Raw genomic sequence first — 13,923 nt, forward strand, 5'->3', positions numbered from 1 at the left:
CCTAAAGCGCGTCGCATGAGACCGGTCGAACGCGACGCGCTTTAGGGCTGCGACTCAGGCCGAGCCGGACCGCTTATTCGCCGCACACCTTCACCAGCATCACGGGCGCCGCGCATGTAACCGCGTGGCGAGGCTCCCAGCATGCGCTTGAACATGGTGATGAACGCCGGCACGCTGTCATAGCCGAGATCGAGCGCCACCCTTGTGATCGGCTCGCCGTCGGCCAGCCGTGGCAGCGCCGCGAACAGACAGGCCTGCTGGCGCCAAGTCGACAGCGACAATCCGGTCTGGCGATGAAAGGCGCGGGTGAAAGAGCGGCGGCTCATGCCGACGATAGCGGCCCATTCATCGATCGTCGCGTGCGGTGACGGTGCCGAGACGAAGCGCCGGCACAGCGCTGCCAGCCTTGCGTCGGACGGGAACGGCAGTCCGAGTGGCCGTTGCGGCAGGTTCGGGATTTCGTGCAGCAGGAGCTTCATGATCAGCCCGCCCCGCCCCTCCAGCTCGGCGCCCTGCGGCAGCTTTTCCGATTCCACGATCAGGCTGTGCATCAGGTCGGTGATGCCGACGACGCGCAACCCGTCCGGCAGGCCGGGAATGGCCTCCGGCATCACATAGACGGAGCGCATGCTGACGTCGCCCAGCATCTCAACCGAGTGTTCGGTGCCGGCTGGGATCCACATCGCGTGGTCGGGGGGCACCATCCAGCGCCCATGCCGCGTCGTCACCAGCACGACACCGACCAGCGCGTGCAGCAACTGGCTGCGGCTGTGATGGTGCCGCGGCACGTGATAGCCGTCCGGATATTCGGTCGGCAGCGCCACCGCCGGCCCGACGGCCTGCTCCAGCCATTGCCAGCGACGCTCATGCAACAGCCCAAGATCGGTATCGCCCGCTCTGAACATTTCCCTGCCATGCGGCATCAGCTATGGCCCACTTGCGAAACTATTGGACCAAACCACGAAAGAAGTCGCGTGACAAGCAACGTATAAGGCAGCCGGCCCATAAGACCGCCTGCGGGAGCGCCCGCCAAAAAGACCACGGAGCCTGCCTTGACCGATACCACAGCAACCGCCGACGCCAAGCCGGCAGCGGCCAGCCACATTTCAGCTCAGGCGACGGCCTTCACCGTCATCCTGGCGGTGAGCTTCTGCCATTGCATCAACGACATCATGCAGTCGCTGCTGTCGGCGATCTATCCGCTGCTGAAGGACAATTACGGTCTCGATTTCTGGCAGATCGGCCTTTTGACTTTCACCTTCCAGGTGACGGCATCCTTGCTGCAGCCGGTGATCGGCATGATTACCGACAAGCGGCCGATGCCGTATTCGCTGCCCTACGGCATGGCCTCTTCGTTGATCGGCCTGGTCGTGCTGGCCTATGCTGGACATTACTCGCTGCTCCTCATCGGCGCCTCGCTGATTGGCATTGGCTCGGCGATCTTCCACCCGGAATCCTCGCGCATCGCGCGCTTCGCCTCTGGTGGCAGGTTCGGCCTGGCACAGTCGCTGTTCCAGGTCGGCGGCAATTTCGGCCAGGCCATGGGGCCGCTGCTGGCAGCCTTCATCGTCGTGCCCTTCGGCCAGACCAGCATCGCCTGGTTCGCCGGCGGCTCGCTGATCGGCATCATCGTGCTGTGGCAGGTCGGCGGCTGGTACAGCCGCCTGCGTGCCGCGCAGAGCACCCGCAAGGCGGCAGGCTTCGTCTCGCCCTTCCCGCGCCGCAAGGTGATGGGAGCGCTGCTGGTGCTGACACTGCTGGTACTGACCAAGAACGCCTATATTTCCAGCCTTGCCAGCTATTACACCTTCTATTCCATCCATAAATTCGGCGTTTCGGTGCAGATGTCGCAAGTCATGCTGTTTCTGTTCCTCGGCGCCTCGGCCCTGGGCATCCTGCTCGGCGGCCCGTTCGGCGACCGCTACGGGCAGAAGGCGATGATCTGGTTCTCGATCGTCGGCGTGCTGCCCTTCACCCTGGCCCTGCCCTATGCCAATTTCGAGTGGACGATGGTTCTCACCGTGCTGATTGGCCTGATCCTGTCCTCGGCCTTCTCGAACGTCGTCGTCTTCGCGCAGGAACTCGTGCCCGGCCGGGTCGGCATGATCGCCGGCATCTTTTTCGGCTTCGCCTTCGGCATGGGCGGCATCGCGGCCGCCGTGCTTGGCGTCGTCGCCGACATGAAAGGCATCGATTTCGTCTTCCAGGTCTGCTCGTATTTGCCGCTACTCGGGCTGCTGACGGTTTTTCTGCCTAACATGAAGGAAGCGAGGAAGGTGACCACGGTCGGGTGAAGCCCGGGTTCGGTTTCTAAGCGAATCCCCTCTTCCGACGCGCCCGTCCAGCCGCCTGCGGTTATTTGGGCCAGGCCCGGCGACGCCGATTTGGCGGCCGTCAGCCGCTTTCGTAGTTCGTTCCCTCTACACCCAGGCCTGCAGCTGCCCACTCGGGCAAGCCGCCTTCGAAACGGCGCGAGGCCCAGCCTCGTGCCCTCAGGATTGCCAAAGCGTCGGCCGACAGAACGCACTGGACCCCACGACAATAGGCGACAACGACCTTCTCTCGTGGAAGCTCCGCAAGCCGCTGCTCCAGCTCATCAGCGGGAATGTTGATCGCACCCGGCAAATGCCCCGTCGCGAATTCGTTCTGCGGCCTGACATCGAGCAGCACGACTTCGTCGTTTCGCATGCGGCGCACGAGTTCCTCGCGCGAGATGTTTTCCAGCCTGTCCGGCTGGCTAATGCTGTCGTTGATAAACTCACGGATCTGCTCGCGTCTATGGTTTGCAAGGCTTCGCAGCGCCGCGAACACGTTTTCGATTGGGACATCTGCAAGCCGGTACAGAACGCGTTTTCCGTCTCGCCGGGTCTGCACCAGGCCCGCTCGCTTGAGATGTTGAAGATGCTGCGACGTATTCGCCAATGCGATCCCCGAAAGCTGCGTCAGCTGCTCGACGGCCAGTTCGCCATCGGCAATGTGACGCAGCAGAACCAGCCGGTGGGCATGCCCCAAGGTGCGGGCGAGATCCGCTACTTCGTCGAAGATCGGGTGGTGAACGTCCGTGCTTTTCATTTGACTTGGCTAGCATTAATCAATCAATCAATCAATATGTTGCATGATTGATTCTAATTGGTTAATGTCTGACGGGTGAAACAGGAGAGCAAAAATGTTGGAGTTCGTTGTCCGTGCGGCCGTCATTGGTATCGGCGCGACAGCCCTGATGGACCTTTGGGGATGGTTTCTGAAGCGAATGCTCGCGATTCCATCGCTTGATTACGCCTGGGTCGGCCGCTGGATCGGACACTTTCCGCGTGGCCGTTTCGCGCACGCGAATATCGCGCAAGCTGCTCGCGTTCGCGGCGAAACCGCCATTGGATGGAGCGCACATTACGCGACCGGCATCGTATTTGCCGCGGCGCTGATTGGAGTGTGGAGCCTCGACTGGGCACGGCACCCGACAGTGCTTCCGGCCCTGTTGGTCGGCGTCTGCACCATCGTCGCCCCGTTCTTCGTGATGCAACCGGCTTTTGGGATCGGCATCGCGGCTTCGAAAGTTCCCAATCCGCGCACTGCGCGCCTGCGCAGCCTTATGACCCATCTGTCCTTTGGCGTCGGACTGTACATTGCAGCATTGCTTTCGGCACTGCCGTTTCCGGCCTGACATTGATGGGACACGGTCCGTCCCTGGGCACCTTCCGCCCCGCTTGCACCTCGCGCCGCCTTCCGCTATAGAGCCGCCACCCGCGTAGACACCCTTGGAGGCAACGCGGCGGAAGGCCGCCTTCCCGCATGATCCCGAAAAGTGGATTCCGGTTTTCGGACCAGGTCATGCGTTAGCTATGTCGGCTTTCGACGTTTACGGCCCCGGCACGTTGCCGGCCGCGAACGCTCCAGAACAACGCGAAAGGAAATGCCATGAGCCACGATACTTACGAGCTCAAGGCCGAAGCGCGCGAACAGGTCGGTAAGGGGTCCGCCCGTGCAGTTCGCCGCAACGGTAAAGTGCCTGCAGTGATTTACGGCGACAAGCAGCCTCCCCTGGCGATTGCGCTGACCTATAAGGACATCTACTACAAGATCCATGGCGGCGGGTTTCTGACCACGGTCGCCACGATCGATGTCGACGGGAACAAGATCCAGGTTCTGCCCAAGGACTTCCAGCTCGACCCGGTCAAGGATTTCCCGGTCCACGTCGATTTCCTGCGCATCGGCAAGGACACCGAAGTCAATGTCGACGTGCCCGTGCACTTCATCAATGAAGACAAGTCGCCCGGCATCAAGCGCGGCGGCGTGCTCAACATCGTGCGCCACGAGGTCGAATTCCACTGCCCGGCCAATGCGATCCCGGATTTCATCACCATCGATCTCACCGGCACCGATATTGGCGATTCGATCCACATTTCGGCCGTCACCTTGCCGGCCGGCGTCAAGCCGGTGATCTCCGACCGTGACTTCACCATCGCGACCATTGCCGGCTCCTCGGCGATGAAGCCGGAGGCCGTAGAAGAGACGACTGAAGCGGCTGCGCCCGAAGCGGCTCCTGCCGCCGAAGAGAAGTAACCCCTTCCCGCCCGGAGGCGACGATGCTTGTCTTTGCAGGCCTCGGCAATCCGGGCGCGAAATACGCCAACAACCGGCACAATGTCGGCTTCATGGCGGCGGACGCGATCGCCCGCCGCCATTCCTTTTCGCCCTGGTCGAAGAAATTCCAGGGGCTGATCGCCGAAGGCACGCTTGCCGGCGACAAGGTGATCCTGATCAAGCCGCAGACCTTCATGAACCTGTCCGGCCAATCGGTCGGCGAAGCCTTGCGCTTCTATAAGCTCGGCCCTTCGGCGCTGACTGTCTTTTATGACGAGATCGACCTTGCCGCCGGCAAGGTTCGGGTCAAGGTCGGTGGCGGTTCCGGCGGCCACAACGGTATCCGCTCGCTCGACCAGCACGTCGGCAAGGATTTTCGCCGTGTGCGCATCGGCGTCGGCCACCCCGGCGTCAAGGAAATGGTGCACGGCCATGTGCTCGGCGATTTCGCCAAGGGCGACCGCGAATGGCTGGACGTGCTGCTCGACGCAATCGCCGATGGTGCCGGATTGCTTGCCAAGGGCGACGACAATTCATTCATGAATCGCGTGACGCTGGCGCTGCGCGAGAAGCTCACGCCGACGGGCGACGACGACCGCCCGCCACCCAAGGCGCCAAAGGTGCAAAGCCATGTCCGCCAGGCGCGGCCGCAGCAGCCAGCGGCCAAGCTGCCCGAAACCGGCCCGATGGCGGCGATGCTGAAGAAGCTTTTTGGCGGCAAGGACTGAGCCATGAATATGGATGACGTCCAGCAATTGGTTCGCCGCGTAAGGCAGAAGTATGTTGATTATTTCGTCGCCGCTGCCGGCGAACTTGCTCGCAACGGCCAAGGATCGCATGCGACCGAGGTCAAGTTTTCGAACGTCGATTCCTTCTATCGAAATCTCATCGCGGTTGATTTCGTCGGCAATGACGGACAGCCAAATCCGCAGTTCATCAATAGCGATACCTAGGTGAAATTCTCTCCGGATATTCACGCCGGGATCGGTGGAATGGATGTCCTCATCTCACCGTTCAAGTGGGACGAGGTTCATTTCAAATTCCCCGTAAATGAGCTTGACGGCGATCTCTTCGACGAATGGTTTCGCGGCTGGTTCGATATCGATGGCGAGCGTGAAACATCGGAGACCGTAGGAAGCATCATTCACAGTGCGCAATTGCTCGAGGGGCAACTGACGATCGATTTCGGAACCGCGGATGTCGACGCGTTCTGGCATCTTCTGCAAATACTGAGCAGGTCCGGCGTTCACGCGTTGGCGATAGGCACCGATGACATCGCGCAGCGTCTGAATTGAATTGCGCCTTGACGATCGTCGGCGCTTTCGCCCATAGCCCTGATCAAATTTCGATTTCCCGATAGGACCAGACAAAAATGGGTTTCAAATGCGGCATCGTTGGCTTGCCCAATGTCGGCAAGTCGACGCTCTTCAATGCGTTGACCAGGACGGCGGCGGCACAGGCCGCCAATTATCCGTTCTGCACCATCGAGCCGAACACCGGCGAGGTGGCGGTGCCCGACCCGCGCCTGCAGAAGATCGCCGCGATCGGCAAGTCGAAGGAGATCATCCCGACGCGCATCTCGTTCGTCGACATTGCCGGCCTGGTGCGCGGCGCCTCGAAGGGTGAAGGGCTGGGCAACCAGTTCCTCGCCAACATCCGCGAGGTCGACGCCATCGTCCATGTGCTGCGCTGTTTCGAGGATGACGACATCACCCATGTCGAGGGCCGCATCGATCCTGTCGCCGATGCCGAGACCGTCGAAACCGAATTGATGCTTGCCGACCTCGACAGCCTCGAGCGCCGCATCGTGCAGATCCGCAAGCGTGCCGCCGGCAAGGACAAGGAGGCAGCGACCGTACTTCCCATGATGGAAGCGGCGCTTGAACTACTGCAGGCCGGCAAGCCCGCCCGCATCCTGCTCAACGGCATCTCGGCTGAGGATCTGCGCATCCTGCAGGGACTGAACCTTTTGACGTCGCACCCGGTGCTTTACGTGTGCAACGTCGCCGAAGCCGATGCCGCCATCAGCAACGCCCATACCAGGGCGGTCGAGCAGATGGCGGCCGCGCAAGGTGCCCGCACCGTTGTGATTTCGGCGGCGATCGAGGCCGAGGTCGCCCAGCTCTCGGACGAAGAGGAAATGGAATTCCTGGCAACGCTCGGCCTGGACGAACCCGGCTTGAACAAGGTCATCCGCGCCGGCTACGAGCTGCTGCAGCTCATCACCTACTTTACCGTCGGGCCGAAGGAGACACGCGCCTGGACCGTGAACAAGGGCGCCAGGGCGCCGCAGGCGGCAGGCGTTATCCACACCGATTTCGAGCGCGGCTTCATCCGCGCCCAGACCATCGCCTATGACGACTTCGTCAGGCTGGGCGGCGAAGTGGCGGCTAAGGAGGCCGGCAAGGCGCGCGACGAAGGCAAGGAGTATGTCGTCCAGGACGGCGACATCATGCTGTTCAAGTTCAACACCTGACCAGGCGAGGGAGCCCAGCGGCCACCATTGCCGCCGCTCGATGCCAAACTTCAAAGCAGGGGTCGCGGTGCCTCTTGCGCTGCTTGACGGGCCGTCGTGCGGGGTCTAAGGGGCCTTTGCACCGGCCTCGCGCCTCACCTGCCCGTGTCCGTGCGATCTGACTGACGCGCCCCTCCAACGAACGCTCTTTGGCAACAGCAAGGGAGACCCGGCGATGATCAAGGCCTTCGTCGTCGACAATGATCGCCTGCGCCTGGTCGACGATCTCCTGCAGAACAGCGACACTGTGGTCTGGGTCGACCTCTTCAACCCGACAAAGGAAGAAGAGACGACAATTGAGACCTGGCTCGGCATCGCCGTTCCGACCCGCGAAGAGATGGAAGAGATCGAGATCTCGAGCCGTCTCTACGTCGAGGACGGCGCCTACTTCATGACCGCCATTCTGCCTGCGCAGACCGAGGTGGACGATCCGTTGATGTCGCCGGTTACCTTCGTGCTCGCCGGCAGCAGGCTGATCACCGTGCGGTACCACGAACCGAAGGCGTTTAAGACCTTTCCGCAGCGCGCCGAGAAGGTGGCGACCGGTTGCACCAGCGGCGACACCATCCTGATCGGACTACTGGAGGCGATCGTCGACCGCCTCGCCGACATTCTGGAGCGCGCCGGCCGCGACGTCGAGGCGATCTCGCGCGACATCTTCGAGGCACGCTCGACCAAGGTTTCCAAGCGCAACCGCGACTTCCAGGAGCTGTTGAAAGGCATTGGCCGCAAGGAGGATCTCGCCTCCTCGGTCCGCGACAGCCTGATCTCGCTGCAGCGCCTTGCCGGCTTCCTCGCCCATGGCTCCACGCAGACCAGGATGAGCAAGGATACCCGCGCCCGCATCAAGACCTTGTCGCGCGATGTGCTGTCGCTCGCCGACCACGCCACGTTCCTGTCGCAGAAGATCAGCTTCCTGCTCGACGCGACGCTCGGCATGATCTCGATCGAGCAGAACGCCATCATCAAGATCTTCTCCGTCGCCGCTGTCATCTTCCTGCCGCCGACGCTTGTCGCTTCAATCTACGGCATGAATTTCGACATCATCCCCGAGCTCAAATGGCACTTTGGTTATCCCTTCGCCATCGGCATGATGGTGCTTTCGGCAATCCTGCCCTTCTGGTATTTCCGCCGCCGCGGCTGGCTGTAGGGTCATCAATACCTCCGCTGCGGCTTGGGCGCCGCAGGCTGGCGCACTAGAAATTGCTTGACCAAATGCCGCGCTGCCTGCATCCGGGACCCCGACCCGCAGCGATCGTACAATCCTGAACAGGATTTCCAGACCATGACCGCAAAGACCTGGGCTTATGAGGATTTTGTCGAGGGCGCTTCGCTCGACCTCGGCACCAAGCTGGTAAGCGCCGCCGAAATCATAGAATTCGCCGGCGAGTTCGATGCCCAGGCGATGCATCTCGACGAGGCTGCGGGTAAGGCCAGCATCCTCGGCGGGCTGGCGGCTTCGGGTTGGCACACCTGCGCCATGTTCATGCGCATGCTGTGCGATGCCTTCCTGCTCGACTCGACCTCCCAGGGCGCGCCAGGCGTCGACCAGGTCAAATGGAAACGGCCGGTCCTGGCCGGCGACCTGTTGAGCGGCAGCACCACCGTCCTTGCCAAGCGCCTGTCTAGATCGAAGCCCCGGCTTGGCCTGGTGACCATGCGCAGCGAGTTATTCAACCAGCGCGGCGAAGGTGTTTTCGAGCTCGAAAACGCCGTCATGTTCCTCACCCGCGAGGGCAGTGCGTGAGCCTCGACGAATTCTTCTGCATCGGTATCACCGTCACGCTCGGTTCGCATCGATTCGAACCGGAGGCGATCAAGGCGTTCGCCCGCAAATACGATCCGCAAGTTTTCCACATCGATGAAGAGGCGGCGAGGAACAGCATATTCGGCGGGCTCTGCGCCTCGGGCTGGCACACCGCCGCCACCTGGATGAAATTGAACCTCCAGGCTGGCATAGAGGCAGAGGTCGCCCGCTGGCCCGGCCCCGGGCCGGTGCCGGAATTCGGCCCCTCGCCCGGCTTCAAGAACCTCAAATGGCCCAAACCTGTCTATGCCGGGGAAACCGTGACTTTCACCCGCACGGCGCTGGCCCACCGCCCCATTGCCTCGCGACCGGGCTGGCGGCTGCTGACGCTCCGCTCAGAGGCCTTCGATTCGACGGGCGACAAGGTGATCGAATTCGAAAGTGCCGTGCTGGTGAAGGTGGGGTGAGCGGAATTCTTCCCTTCTGCCACGGGGGAGAAGGAAGAAACGCTCAATGCCCCTCAAACCCGATCAGCGTCCTCACCGGCACGCCGAGCCCCTCTAACCTCTCGCGGCCGCCAAGGTCCGGCAGGTCGATGACGAAGCAGGCGGCGAGAATGTCGGCGCCGATCTGCCGCAATAGCTTGACGGCCGCCTCCGCCGTGCCGCCGGTGGCGATCAAATCGTCGACGAGGATTACCTTCTCGCCCGGAGAAACACCGTCCTTGTGCATCTCCATCTCGTCCAGCCCGTATTCCAGGCTGTAGGCGACGCGCACCGTCTCGTAAGGCAACTTGCCCTTCTTGCGGATCGGCACGAAGCCGGCTGAGAGCTGGTGGGCGATGGCGCCGCCGAGGATGAAGCCGCGCGCCTCGATGCCGGCGATCTTGTCGATCTTCAGGCCGGCATAGGGATGCACCAGTTCGTCGATCGCGCGGCGGAAGGCCCGCGCATTGCCGAGCAGCGTGGTGATGTCGCGAAACAGGATGCCCGGCTTGGGATAATCCGGAATGGTGCGGATCGCGGCAAGCAGCGTCTCTTCGAGCGAGGACTTCATCAAGCGGCTCTCCGGGCCATTCAGATTCGGCTAAAGACGTGAAAGGAATTGGCCAATCGTAACCCGGTGCAGCCAAGTCCGGCTACCGCCATGTGACGCCTGACGGAAAATTGTCCGGCAAAGGGCCTTGTTCAGCGCCGGCTGCGATGAATCGACATGCCTGCAATGAAAAGGGCGCCTTTCGACGCCCTCGCATTCTCTTATATCGCAGGGCTCAGTGCGCCACGCCGGCCCACACCTTGCGCTTGGTCAGGTAGACCAGTGCGCCGAACAGCAGCAGGAAGACCAGTACGCGAAAGCCGGTCTTCTTGCGGTCCTCGAGGTGCGGTTCTGCCGCCCACATCAGGAAGGCCGACACGTCGCGAGAATACTGGTCGACCGTCTGCGGCGCCCCGTCATCATAGGTAACCTGGCCGTCGGAGAGCGGCTTCGGCATCTTCAGCGACACGCCGGACAGGAAGTACGGATTGTAGTGCGTGCCTTCTGGTATGACCATGCCCGCCGGCGGCTGTTGGTCGTAGCCGGTCAGCAGCGAGTGGATGTAGTCGGGGCCGCCCTGGGCATATTGCGTAAAGATGTCGAACACGAAGCGCGGGAAGCCGCGCTCGACGCCGCGCGCCTTGGCCAGCAGCGACATGTCGGGCGGTGCTGCACCGCCATTGGCCGCCGCCGCCGCTTCCTCGTTGGGGAACGGCGGCGGAAAATGGTCGGACGGCTTGCCGGGACGATCGAACATGTCGCCGGCATCGTTCGGGCCGTCATGGATCGTATATTCGGCCGCCAGCGTCTTGATCTGCGCATCCGAATAGCCAAGGCCTTCCAGCGTACGGAACGCCACCAAATTCATCGAATGGCAGGCCGAGCAGACTTCCTTGTAGACCTTGAGCCCGCGCTGCAGCTGGGCCTTGTCGTAGGTGCCGAATGGCCCGGCGAAGCTCCAGTCCATTTCCTTCGGTTCGTCAATCGGGAAATGCGTCGGCGCCGCCTCATTGTGCGCCTCTTCCTGGGCGCTCGCTCCAGTGCCTGTGGCCCCAATGCCCGCGGCCACAAGGCCAAGCAGCGCCAACGAGGCGAGAATCTTCTTCATGCCATATCCCCTTGAGATTCTCTGACGCGCGGTCATCGTCCCGAGCATGATCTTGTCCGAAAACCGGTTTCCACTTTTCGGGATCATGCTCAGCCTTTGGTTTCCGGCGCGGCCGTGGCGCCGGCAGGATGTCCACCGCCACCCTTGTTCTTCTCGAGCACCGCCTCGGTGATCGAATTCGGCAGCCGCCGCGGCGTCTCGATCAGCCCAAGCACCGGCAGCGCTACCAGGAAGAAGGCGAAGTAGAACAGCGTCGCCATCTGCGCCATGAACACATAGCTGCCCTCGGCCGGCTGCGAGCCCAGCCAGCCGAGCAGGATGGCGTCGGCCATGAACAGCCAGAAGAACAGCTTGTACCAGGGCCGGTAGACAGCCGAGCGCACCTTCGAGGTGTCGAGCCACGGCACCAGGAACAGCATTACAATCGCGCCGAACATGCAGAGCACGCCGCCGAGTTTGGAGTTGATGGGCCCGATATTGAAGGTGATGGCGCGCAGGATCGCGTAGAACGGCAGGAAGTACCATTCCGGCACGATGTGGGCCGGCGTCTTCAGCGGGTTGGCCACGGTGTAATTGTCCGGATGGCCGAGATAGTTCGGCAGGTAGAACACGAAATAGGCGAAGACGAACAGGAACACGATCATGCCGAACCCGTCCTTGATGGTCGCGTAAGGCGTGAAGGCGAGCGTGTCGGTCTTCGATTTGACCTCGATGCCGGTCGGATTGTTCTGGCCGACGACGTGAAGCGCCCAGATGTGCAGCACGACGACGCCGGCGATCATGAACGGCAGCAGGTAATGCAGCGCAAAGAAGCGGTTCAACGTCGGATTGTCGACCGCGAAGCCGCCGAGGAGAAGCTGCTGGATCCAGTCGCCAACCAGCGGTATGGCGGTGAAGAAGCCGGTGATGACGGTGGCGCCCCAGAAGCTCATCTGGCCCCAAGGCAGCACATAGCCCATGAACCCGGTCGCCATCATCAGCAGGTAGATGATGCAGCCGAGGATCCACAGCAGCTCGCGCGGCGCCTTGTAGGAGCCGTAGTAGAGGCCACGGAAGATATGGATGTAGACGGCGACGAAGAAGAACGACGCGCCGTTCGAATGCAGGTAGCGCAGCAGCCAGCCCGAATTCACGTCGCGCATGATCTTCTCGACCGAATCGAAGGCGAGAGTGCTGTCGGCCGCGTAGTGCATGGCCAGCACGATACCCGTCAGGATCTGCGCCGCCAGCATGAGCGCGAGGATGCCGCCGAAGGTCCAGGCATAATTCAAATTGCGCGGCACCGGATAGGCGATGAAGCTGTCATAGACCAGCCGCGGCAGGGGCATGCGCGAATCGAACCAGCGTCCGATGCCGGTCTTGGGCGTATAGGTCGAGTGTCCCTCGCTCATCGAAATATCCCTTGCCTCAGCCGATACGGATCTTGGTGTCGGAAATAAACTGGAACACCGGTACCGCCATGTTCTCGGGTGCCGGCCCCTTCCGGATGCGGCCGGCGGTGTCGTATACGGAACCGTGGCACGGGCAGAACCAGCCGCCGAAATCGCCTTCCTGGCCGAGCGGGATGCAGCCGAGATGGGTGCAGACCTGGACCATCACCATCCACGCTTCCTTGCCCGGCGTGGTGCGGTTGGCGTCGGTCGCCGGCGCGTCGGCCGGCAAATTGGCATTGCGGGCAATTGGATCCTTGAGCTCGGCGAGATTGACCGCCTCGCCGTCCTTCATCTCTTGCTCAGTGCGGTTGCGCACGACCACCGGCTTGCCCCGCCACTTCACAACGAGCGACATTCCTGGCGTCAGCGAAGAGACGTCGACCTCAACCGAGGCAAGGGCCAGCGTCGAGGCATCCGGACGCATCTGATCGATGAACGGCCAAGCGACGGCGCCCGCGCCGACCACCGCGGCCATGCCGGTGGCGACGTAGAGAAAATCACGACGGTTGGGATCCTGGGTGTCGGTTGCGCTCACGGGTGCCTGATCCTTTCGCCTCTTCCATGCCGGCGGCCGAGCCTTGTTCCCGCTCAATCGCGCCGGCCCGACAGCGCATGGCGAACAGGCTAGCGAATTCCTCCGGCATTTGGGACTTGGGTTTATGCGTGAAGCCTGTTTTTGTCCAGACGGGTGAAGGCACAAGGGCAGATTGTCGCGGGGACGGAATTTGCCCGATGGAATGATTGGAAAATCGCAGGAAAACCAAACGACTGCGTTCGCCTCGACAGCGGGCGCTGGCGCGGTTTATCCTCGCCCTATGGCGCATGTTATAGACCGCGACAAATGGGCCGAAGCGCCCGACCACTGGCAGGGCGAGTTGCAGTGCGGCGCCTACGGCTCCAACAGCTGCCTGATCTTCAACTACCTGCCTGAGATCGGCGGCGGCCCCAGGCTGCACAGCCATCCCTATTGCGAGATTTTTATCATCCGGACTGGGACCGGCCTGTTCACCGTCGGCGACCGGCAGATCGAGGCCACATCCGGCCAGATCCTGATCGTACCGCCGGACACGCCACACAAATTCACCAATCTCGGGCCAGGCCCGCTGGAAACCACCGACATACACGAGAACGGCAGCTTCATCACCGAGTGGCTGGAATAACGCCTCCCAAACCGATTCCGGTTCGGATCATACGCTGGCGCCGAGCCTGGCCAGCACGGCCTTGGGAATATTGTATTCCCGGATCACCGCGTCGTGCTTGCGCAGGCCGCAGAGTTCGCGCTGGATGAAATAGCCGTGCACCGCTTCGGCTGCGTCCTTGAGCAGCTGGGCTCGATCGTCGCTGTCGCCATTCTCGCGCAGCCTCGTCAGTGTTTCCTCGACGCGCCGGCCGGCGCGGCCGAGCGCTGCCGCCTTTTCGCCGAGGATTTCGTGGCCAAGCAGATCCAACGCGCTCTCCTGCGCGCCGGACCGTCCGAAATTCGATGGCATTCTCACCGCCATGG

The 13,923-nt window shown here is 62.2% G+C and carries 18 protein-coding genes; 11 read left to right on the plus strand and 7 right to left on the minus strand.

Translation table 11 applies throughout. The annotated features are described in order from the left end of the window. Positions 1-41: 41 nt before the first annotated feature. Positions 42-923, minus strand: coding sequence for an AraC family transcriptional regulator (locus NKJ09_RS29200; protein ID WP_023719192.1), 882 nt, complete (start codon positions 921-923; stop codon positions 42-44). Between the two features lie 129 nt (positions 924-1,052). Between NKJ09_RS29200 and NKJ09_RS29205 the strand changes: the two genes are divergently transcribed. Further along, on the plus strand, positions 1,053-2,294 hold the full coding sequence (locus NKJ09_RS29205) for an MFS transporter (protein WP_352496090.1): 1,242 nt from the start codon (positions 1,053-1,055) through the stop codon (positions 2,292-2,294). A gap of 100 nt (positions 2,295-2,394) precedes the next feature. On the opposite strand, the gene NKJ09_RS29210 is transcribed toward NKJ09_RS29205, so the two are convergent. Further along, a complete protein-coding gene (locus NKJ09_RS29210; RefSeq protein WP_352496089.1) occupies positions 2,395-3,072 on the minus strand; it encodes an ArsR/SmtB family transcription factor in 678 nt (225 codons plus the stop codon). A gap of 94 nt (positions 3,073-3,166) precedes the next feature. Between NKJ09_RS29210 and NKJ09_RS29215 the strand changes: the two genes are divergently transcribed. The 9 genes from NKJ09_RS29215 to NKJ09_RS29255 all read left to right on the plus strand — a co-directional run bounded on the left by NKJ09_RS29215 (position 3,167) and on the right by NKJ09_RS29255 (position 9,310). After that, positions 3,167-3,661: a DUF2938 domain-containing protein gene (locus NKJ09_RS29215; RefSeq protein ID WP_023719195.1), complete on the plus strand. Its 495-nt coding sequence runs from the start codon at positions 3,167-3,169 to the stop codon at positions 3,659-3,661. A 254-nt stretch (positions 3,662-3,915) separates the two neighbouring features. Beyond that, positions 3,916-4,560 carry a 50S ribosomal protein L25/general stress protein Ctc gene (locus NKJ09_RS29220; protein ID WP_023719196.1) on the plus strand — a complete coding sequence of 215 codons (645 nt, stop codon included), beginning with the start codon at positions 3,916-3,918 and terminating at the stop codon, positions 4,558-4,560. 23 nt (positions 4,561-4,583) lie between these two features. Continuing rightward, positions 4,584-5,309: an aminoacyl-tRNA hydrolase gene (gene pth / locus NKJ09_RS29225; RefSeq protein WP_352496088.1), complete on the plus strand. Its 726-nt coding sequence runs from the start codon at positions 4,584-4,586 to the stop codon at positions 5,307-5,309. A 9-nt stretch (positions 5,310-5,318) separates the two neighbouring features. After that, positions 5,319-5,534 carry a hypothetical protein gene (locus NKJ09_RS29230; protein WP_352496087.1) on the plus strand — a complete coding sequence of 72 codons (216 nt, stop codon included), beginning with the start codon at positions 5,319-5,321 and terminating at the stop codon, positions 5,532-5,534. 39 nt (positions 5,535-5,573) lie between these two features. Further along, entirely contained in the window at positions 5,574-5,876 is a 303-nt protein-coding gene (locus NKJ09_RS29235) for a hypothetical protein (RefSeq protein WP_352496086.1), read from the plus strand. 77 nt (positions 5,877-5,953) lie between these two features. Next, the gene (gene ychF, locus NKJ09_RS29240) at positions 5,954-7,057 is read left to right on the plus strand and encodes a redox-regulated ATPase YchF (RefSeq protein ID WP_352496085.1); all 1,104 of its coding nucleotides are present in this window, start codon (positions 5,954-5,956) and stop codon (positions 7,055-7,057) included. Positions 7,058-7,271: 214 nt separating this feature from the next. After that, positions 7,272-8,246 carry a magnesium/cobalt transporter CorA gene (gene corA, locus NKJ09_RS29245; protein WP_352764292.1) on the plus strand — a complete coding sequence of 325 codons (975 nt, stop codon included), beginning with the start codon at positions 7,272-7,274 and terminating at the stop codon, positions 8,244-8,246. Positions 8,247-8,381: 135 nt separating this feature from the next. Next, complete coding sequence (locus tag NKJ09_RS29250; protein ID WP_023719201.1) at positions 8,382-8,843, plus strand: MaoC family dehydratase; 462 nt, start codon at positions 8,382-8,384, stop codon at positions 8,841-8,843. Continuing rightward, entirely contained in the window at positions 8,840-9,310 is a 471-nt protein-coding gene (locus NKJ09_RS29255) for a MaoC family dehydratase (protein WP_023719202.1), read from the plus strand. Before NKJ09_RS29250 ends, NKJ09_RS29255 begins: the two co-directional genes overlap by 4 nt. Positions 9,311-9,353: 43 nt before the next feature. Here the strand turns inward: NKJ09_RS29255 and NKJ09_RS29260 are convergent, their stop codons facing one another. The 4 genes from NKJ09_RS29260 to petA all read right to left on the minus strand — a co-directional run bounded on the left by NKJ09_RS29260 (position 9,354) and on the right by petA (position 12,954). Further along, positions 9,354-9,899 (minus strand): adenine phosphoribosyltransferase, encoded by a 546-nt coding sequence (locus NKJ09_RS29260; RefSeq protein ID WP_023719203.1) that lies wholly within the window; start codon positions 9,897-9,899, stop codon positions 9,354-9,356. Between the two features lie 214 nt (positions 9,900-10,113). Further along, complete coding sequence (locus NKJ09_RS29265; RefSeq protein ID WP_023719204.1) at positions 10,114-10,986, minus strand: cytochrome c1; 873 nt, start codon at positions 10,984-10,986, stop codon at positions 10,114-10,116. Positions 10,987-11,075: 89 nt separating this feature from the next. Beyond that, positions 11,076-12,377 (minus strand): cytochrome b, encoded by a 1,302-nt coding sequence (locus tag NKJ09_RS29270; RefSeq protein WP_352516104.1) that lies wholly within the window; start codon positions 12,375-12,377, stop codon positions 11,076-11,078. Positions 12,378-12,393: 16 nt separating this feature from the next. Then, positions 12,394-12,954: a ubiquinol-cytochrome c reductase iron-sulfur subunit gene (gene petA, locus NKJ09_RS29275; RefSeq protein ID WP_023719206.1), complete on the minus strand. Its 561-nt coding sequence runs from the start codon at positions 12,952-12,954 to the stop codon at positions 12,394-12,396. A 280-nt stretch (positions 12,955-13,234) separates the two neighbouring features. Here petA and NKJ09_RS29280 point away from each other — a divergent pair, with 280 nt between their 5' ends. Beyond that, positions 13,235-13,579 carry a cupin domain-containing protein gene (locus NKJ09_RS29280; RefSeq protein ID WP_023719207.1) on the plus strand — a complete coding sequence of 115 codons (345 nt, stop codon included), beginning with the start codon at positions 13,235-13,237 and terminating at the stop codon, positions 13,577-13,579. Positions 13,580-13,606: 27 nt separating this feature from the next. On the opposite strand, the gene NKJ09_RS29285 is transcribed toward NKJ09_RS29280, so the two are convergent. Further along, the gene (locus NKJ09_RS29285) at positions 13,607-13,921 is read right to left on the minus strand and encodes a DUF6665 family protein (RefSeq protein WP_023719208.1); all 315 of its coding nucleotides are present in this window, start codon (positions 13,919-13,921) and stop codon (positions 13,607-13,609) included. Positions 13,922-13,923 lie beyond the last annotated feature (2 nt).

This window comes from Mesorhizobium sp. M0189 (assembly GCF_040322135.1).
GTDB lineage: Bacteria > Pseudomonadota > Alphaproteobacteria > Rhizobiales > Rhizobiaceae > Mesorhizobium.

Coding starts and splice junctions, on each gene's coding strand:
- NKJ09_RS29200 (WP_023719192.1), bottom strand. CDS start 923: ATGCCGCATGGCAGGGAAATGTTCAGAGCGGGCGATACCGATCTTGGG.
- NKJ09_RS29210 (WP_352496089.1), bottom strand. CDS start 3,072: ATGAAAAGCACGGACGTTCACCACCCGATCTTCGACGAAGTAGCGGAT.
- NKJ09_RS29215 (WP_023719195.1), top strand. CDS start 3,167: ATGTTGGAGTTCGTTGTCCGTGCGGCCGTCATTGGTATCGGCGCGACA.
- NKJ09_RS29220 (WP_023719196.1), top strand. CDS start 3,916: ATGAGCCACGATACTTACGAGCTCAAGGCCGAAGCGCGCGAACAGGTC.
- pth (WP_352496088.1), top strand. CDS start 4,584: ATGCTTGTCTTTGCAGGCCTCGGCAATCCGGGCGCGAAATACGCCAAC.
- NKJ09_RS29230 (WP_352496087.1), top strand. CDS start 5,319: ATGGATGACGTCCAGCAATTGGTTCGCCGCGTAAGGCAGAAGTATGTT.
- NKJ09_RS29235 (WP_352496086.1), top strand. CDS start 5,574: ATGGATGTCCTCATCTCACCGTTCAAGTGGGACGAGGTTCATTTCAAA.
- ychF (WP_352496085.1), top strand. CDS start 5,954: ATGGGTTTCAAATGCGGCATCGTTGGCTTGCCCAATGTCGGCAAGTCG.
- corA (WP_352764292.1), top strand. CDS start 7,272: ATGATCAAGGCCTTCGTCGTCGACAATGATCGCCTGCGCCTGGTCGAC.
- NKJ09_RS29250 (WP_023719201.1), top strand. CDS start 8,382: ATGACCGCAAAGACCTGGGCTTATGAGGATTTTGTCGAGGGCGCTTCG.
- NKJ09_RS29260 (WP_023719203.1), bottom strand. CDS start 9,899: ATGAAGTCCTCGCTCGAAGAGACGCTGCTTGCCGCGATCCGCACCATT.
- NKJ09_RS29265 (WP_023719204.1), bottom strand. CDS start 10,986: ATGAAGAAGATTCTCGCCTCGTTGGCGCTGCTTGGCCTTGTGGCCGCG.
- NKJ09_RS29270 (WP_352516104.1), bottom strand. CDS start 12,377: ATGAGCGAGGGACACTCGACCTATACGCCCAAGACCGGCATCGGACGC.
- NKJ09_RS29280 (WP_023719207.1), top strand. CDS start 13,235: ATGGCGCATGTTATAGACCGCGACAAATGGGCCGAAGCGCCCGACCAC.
- NKJ09_RS29285 (WP_023719208.1), bottom strand. CDS start 13,921: ATGGCGGTGAGAATGCCATCGAATTTCGGACGGTCCGGCGCGCAGGAG.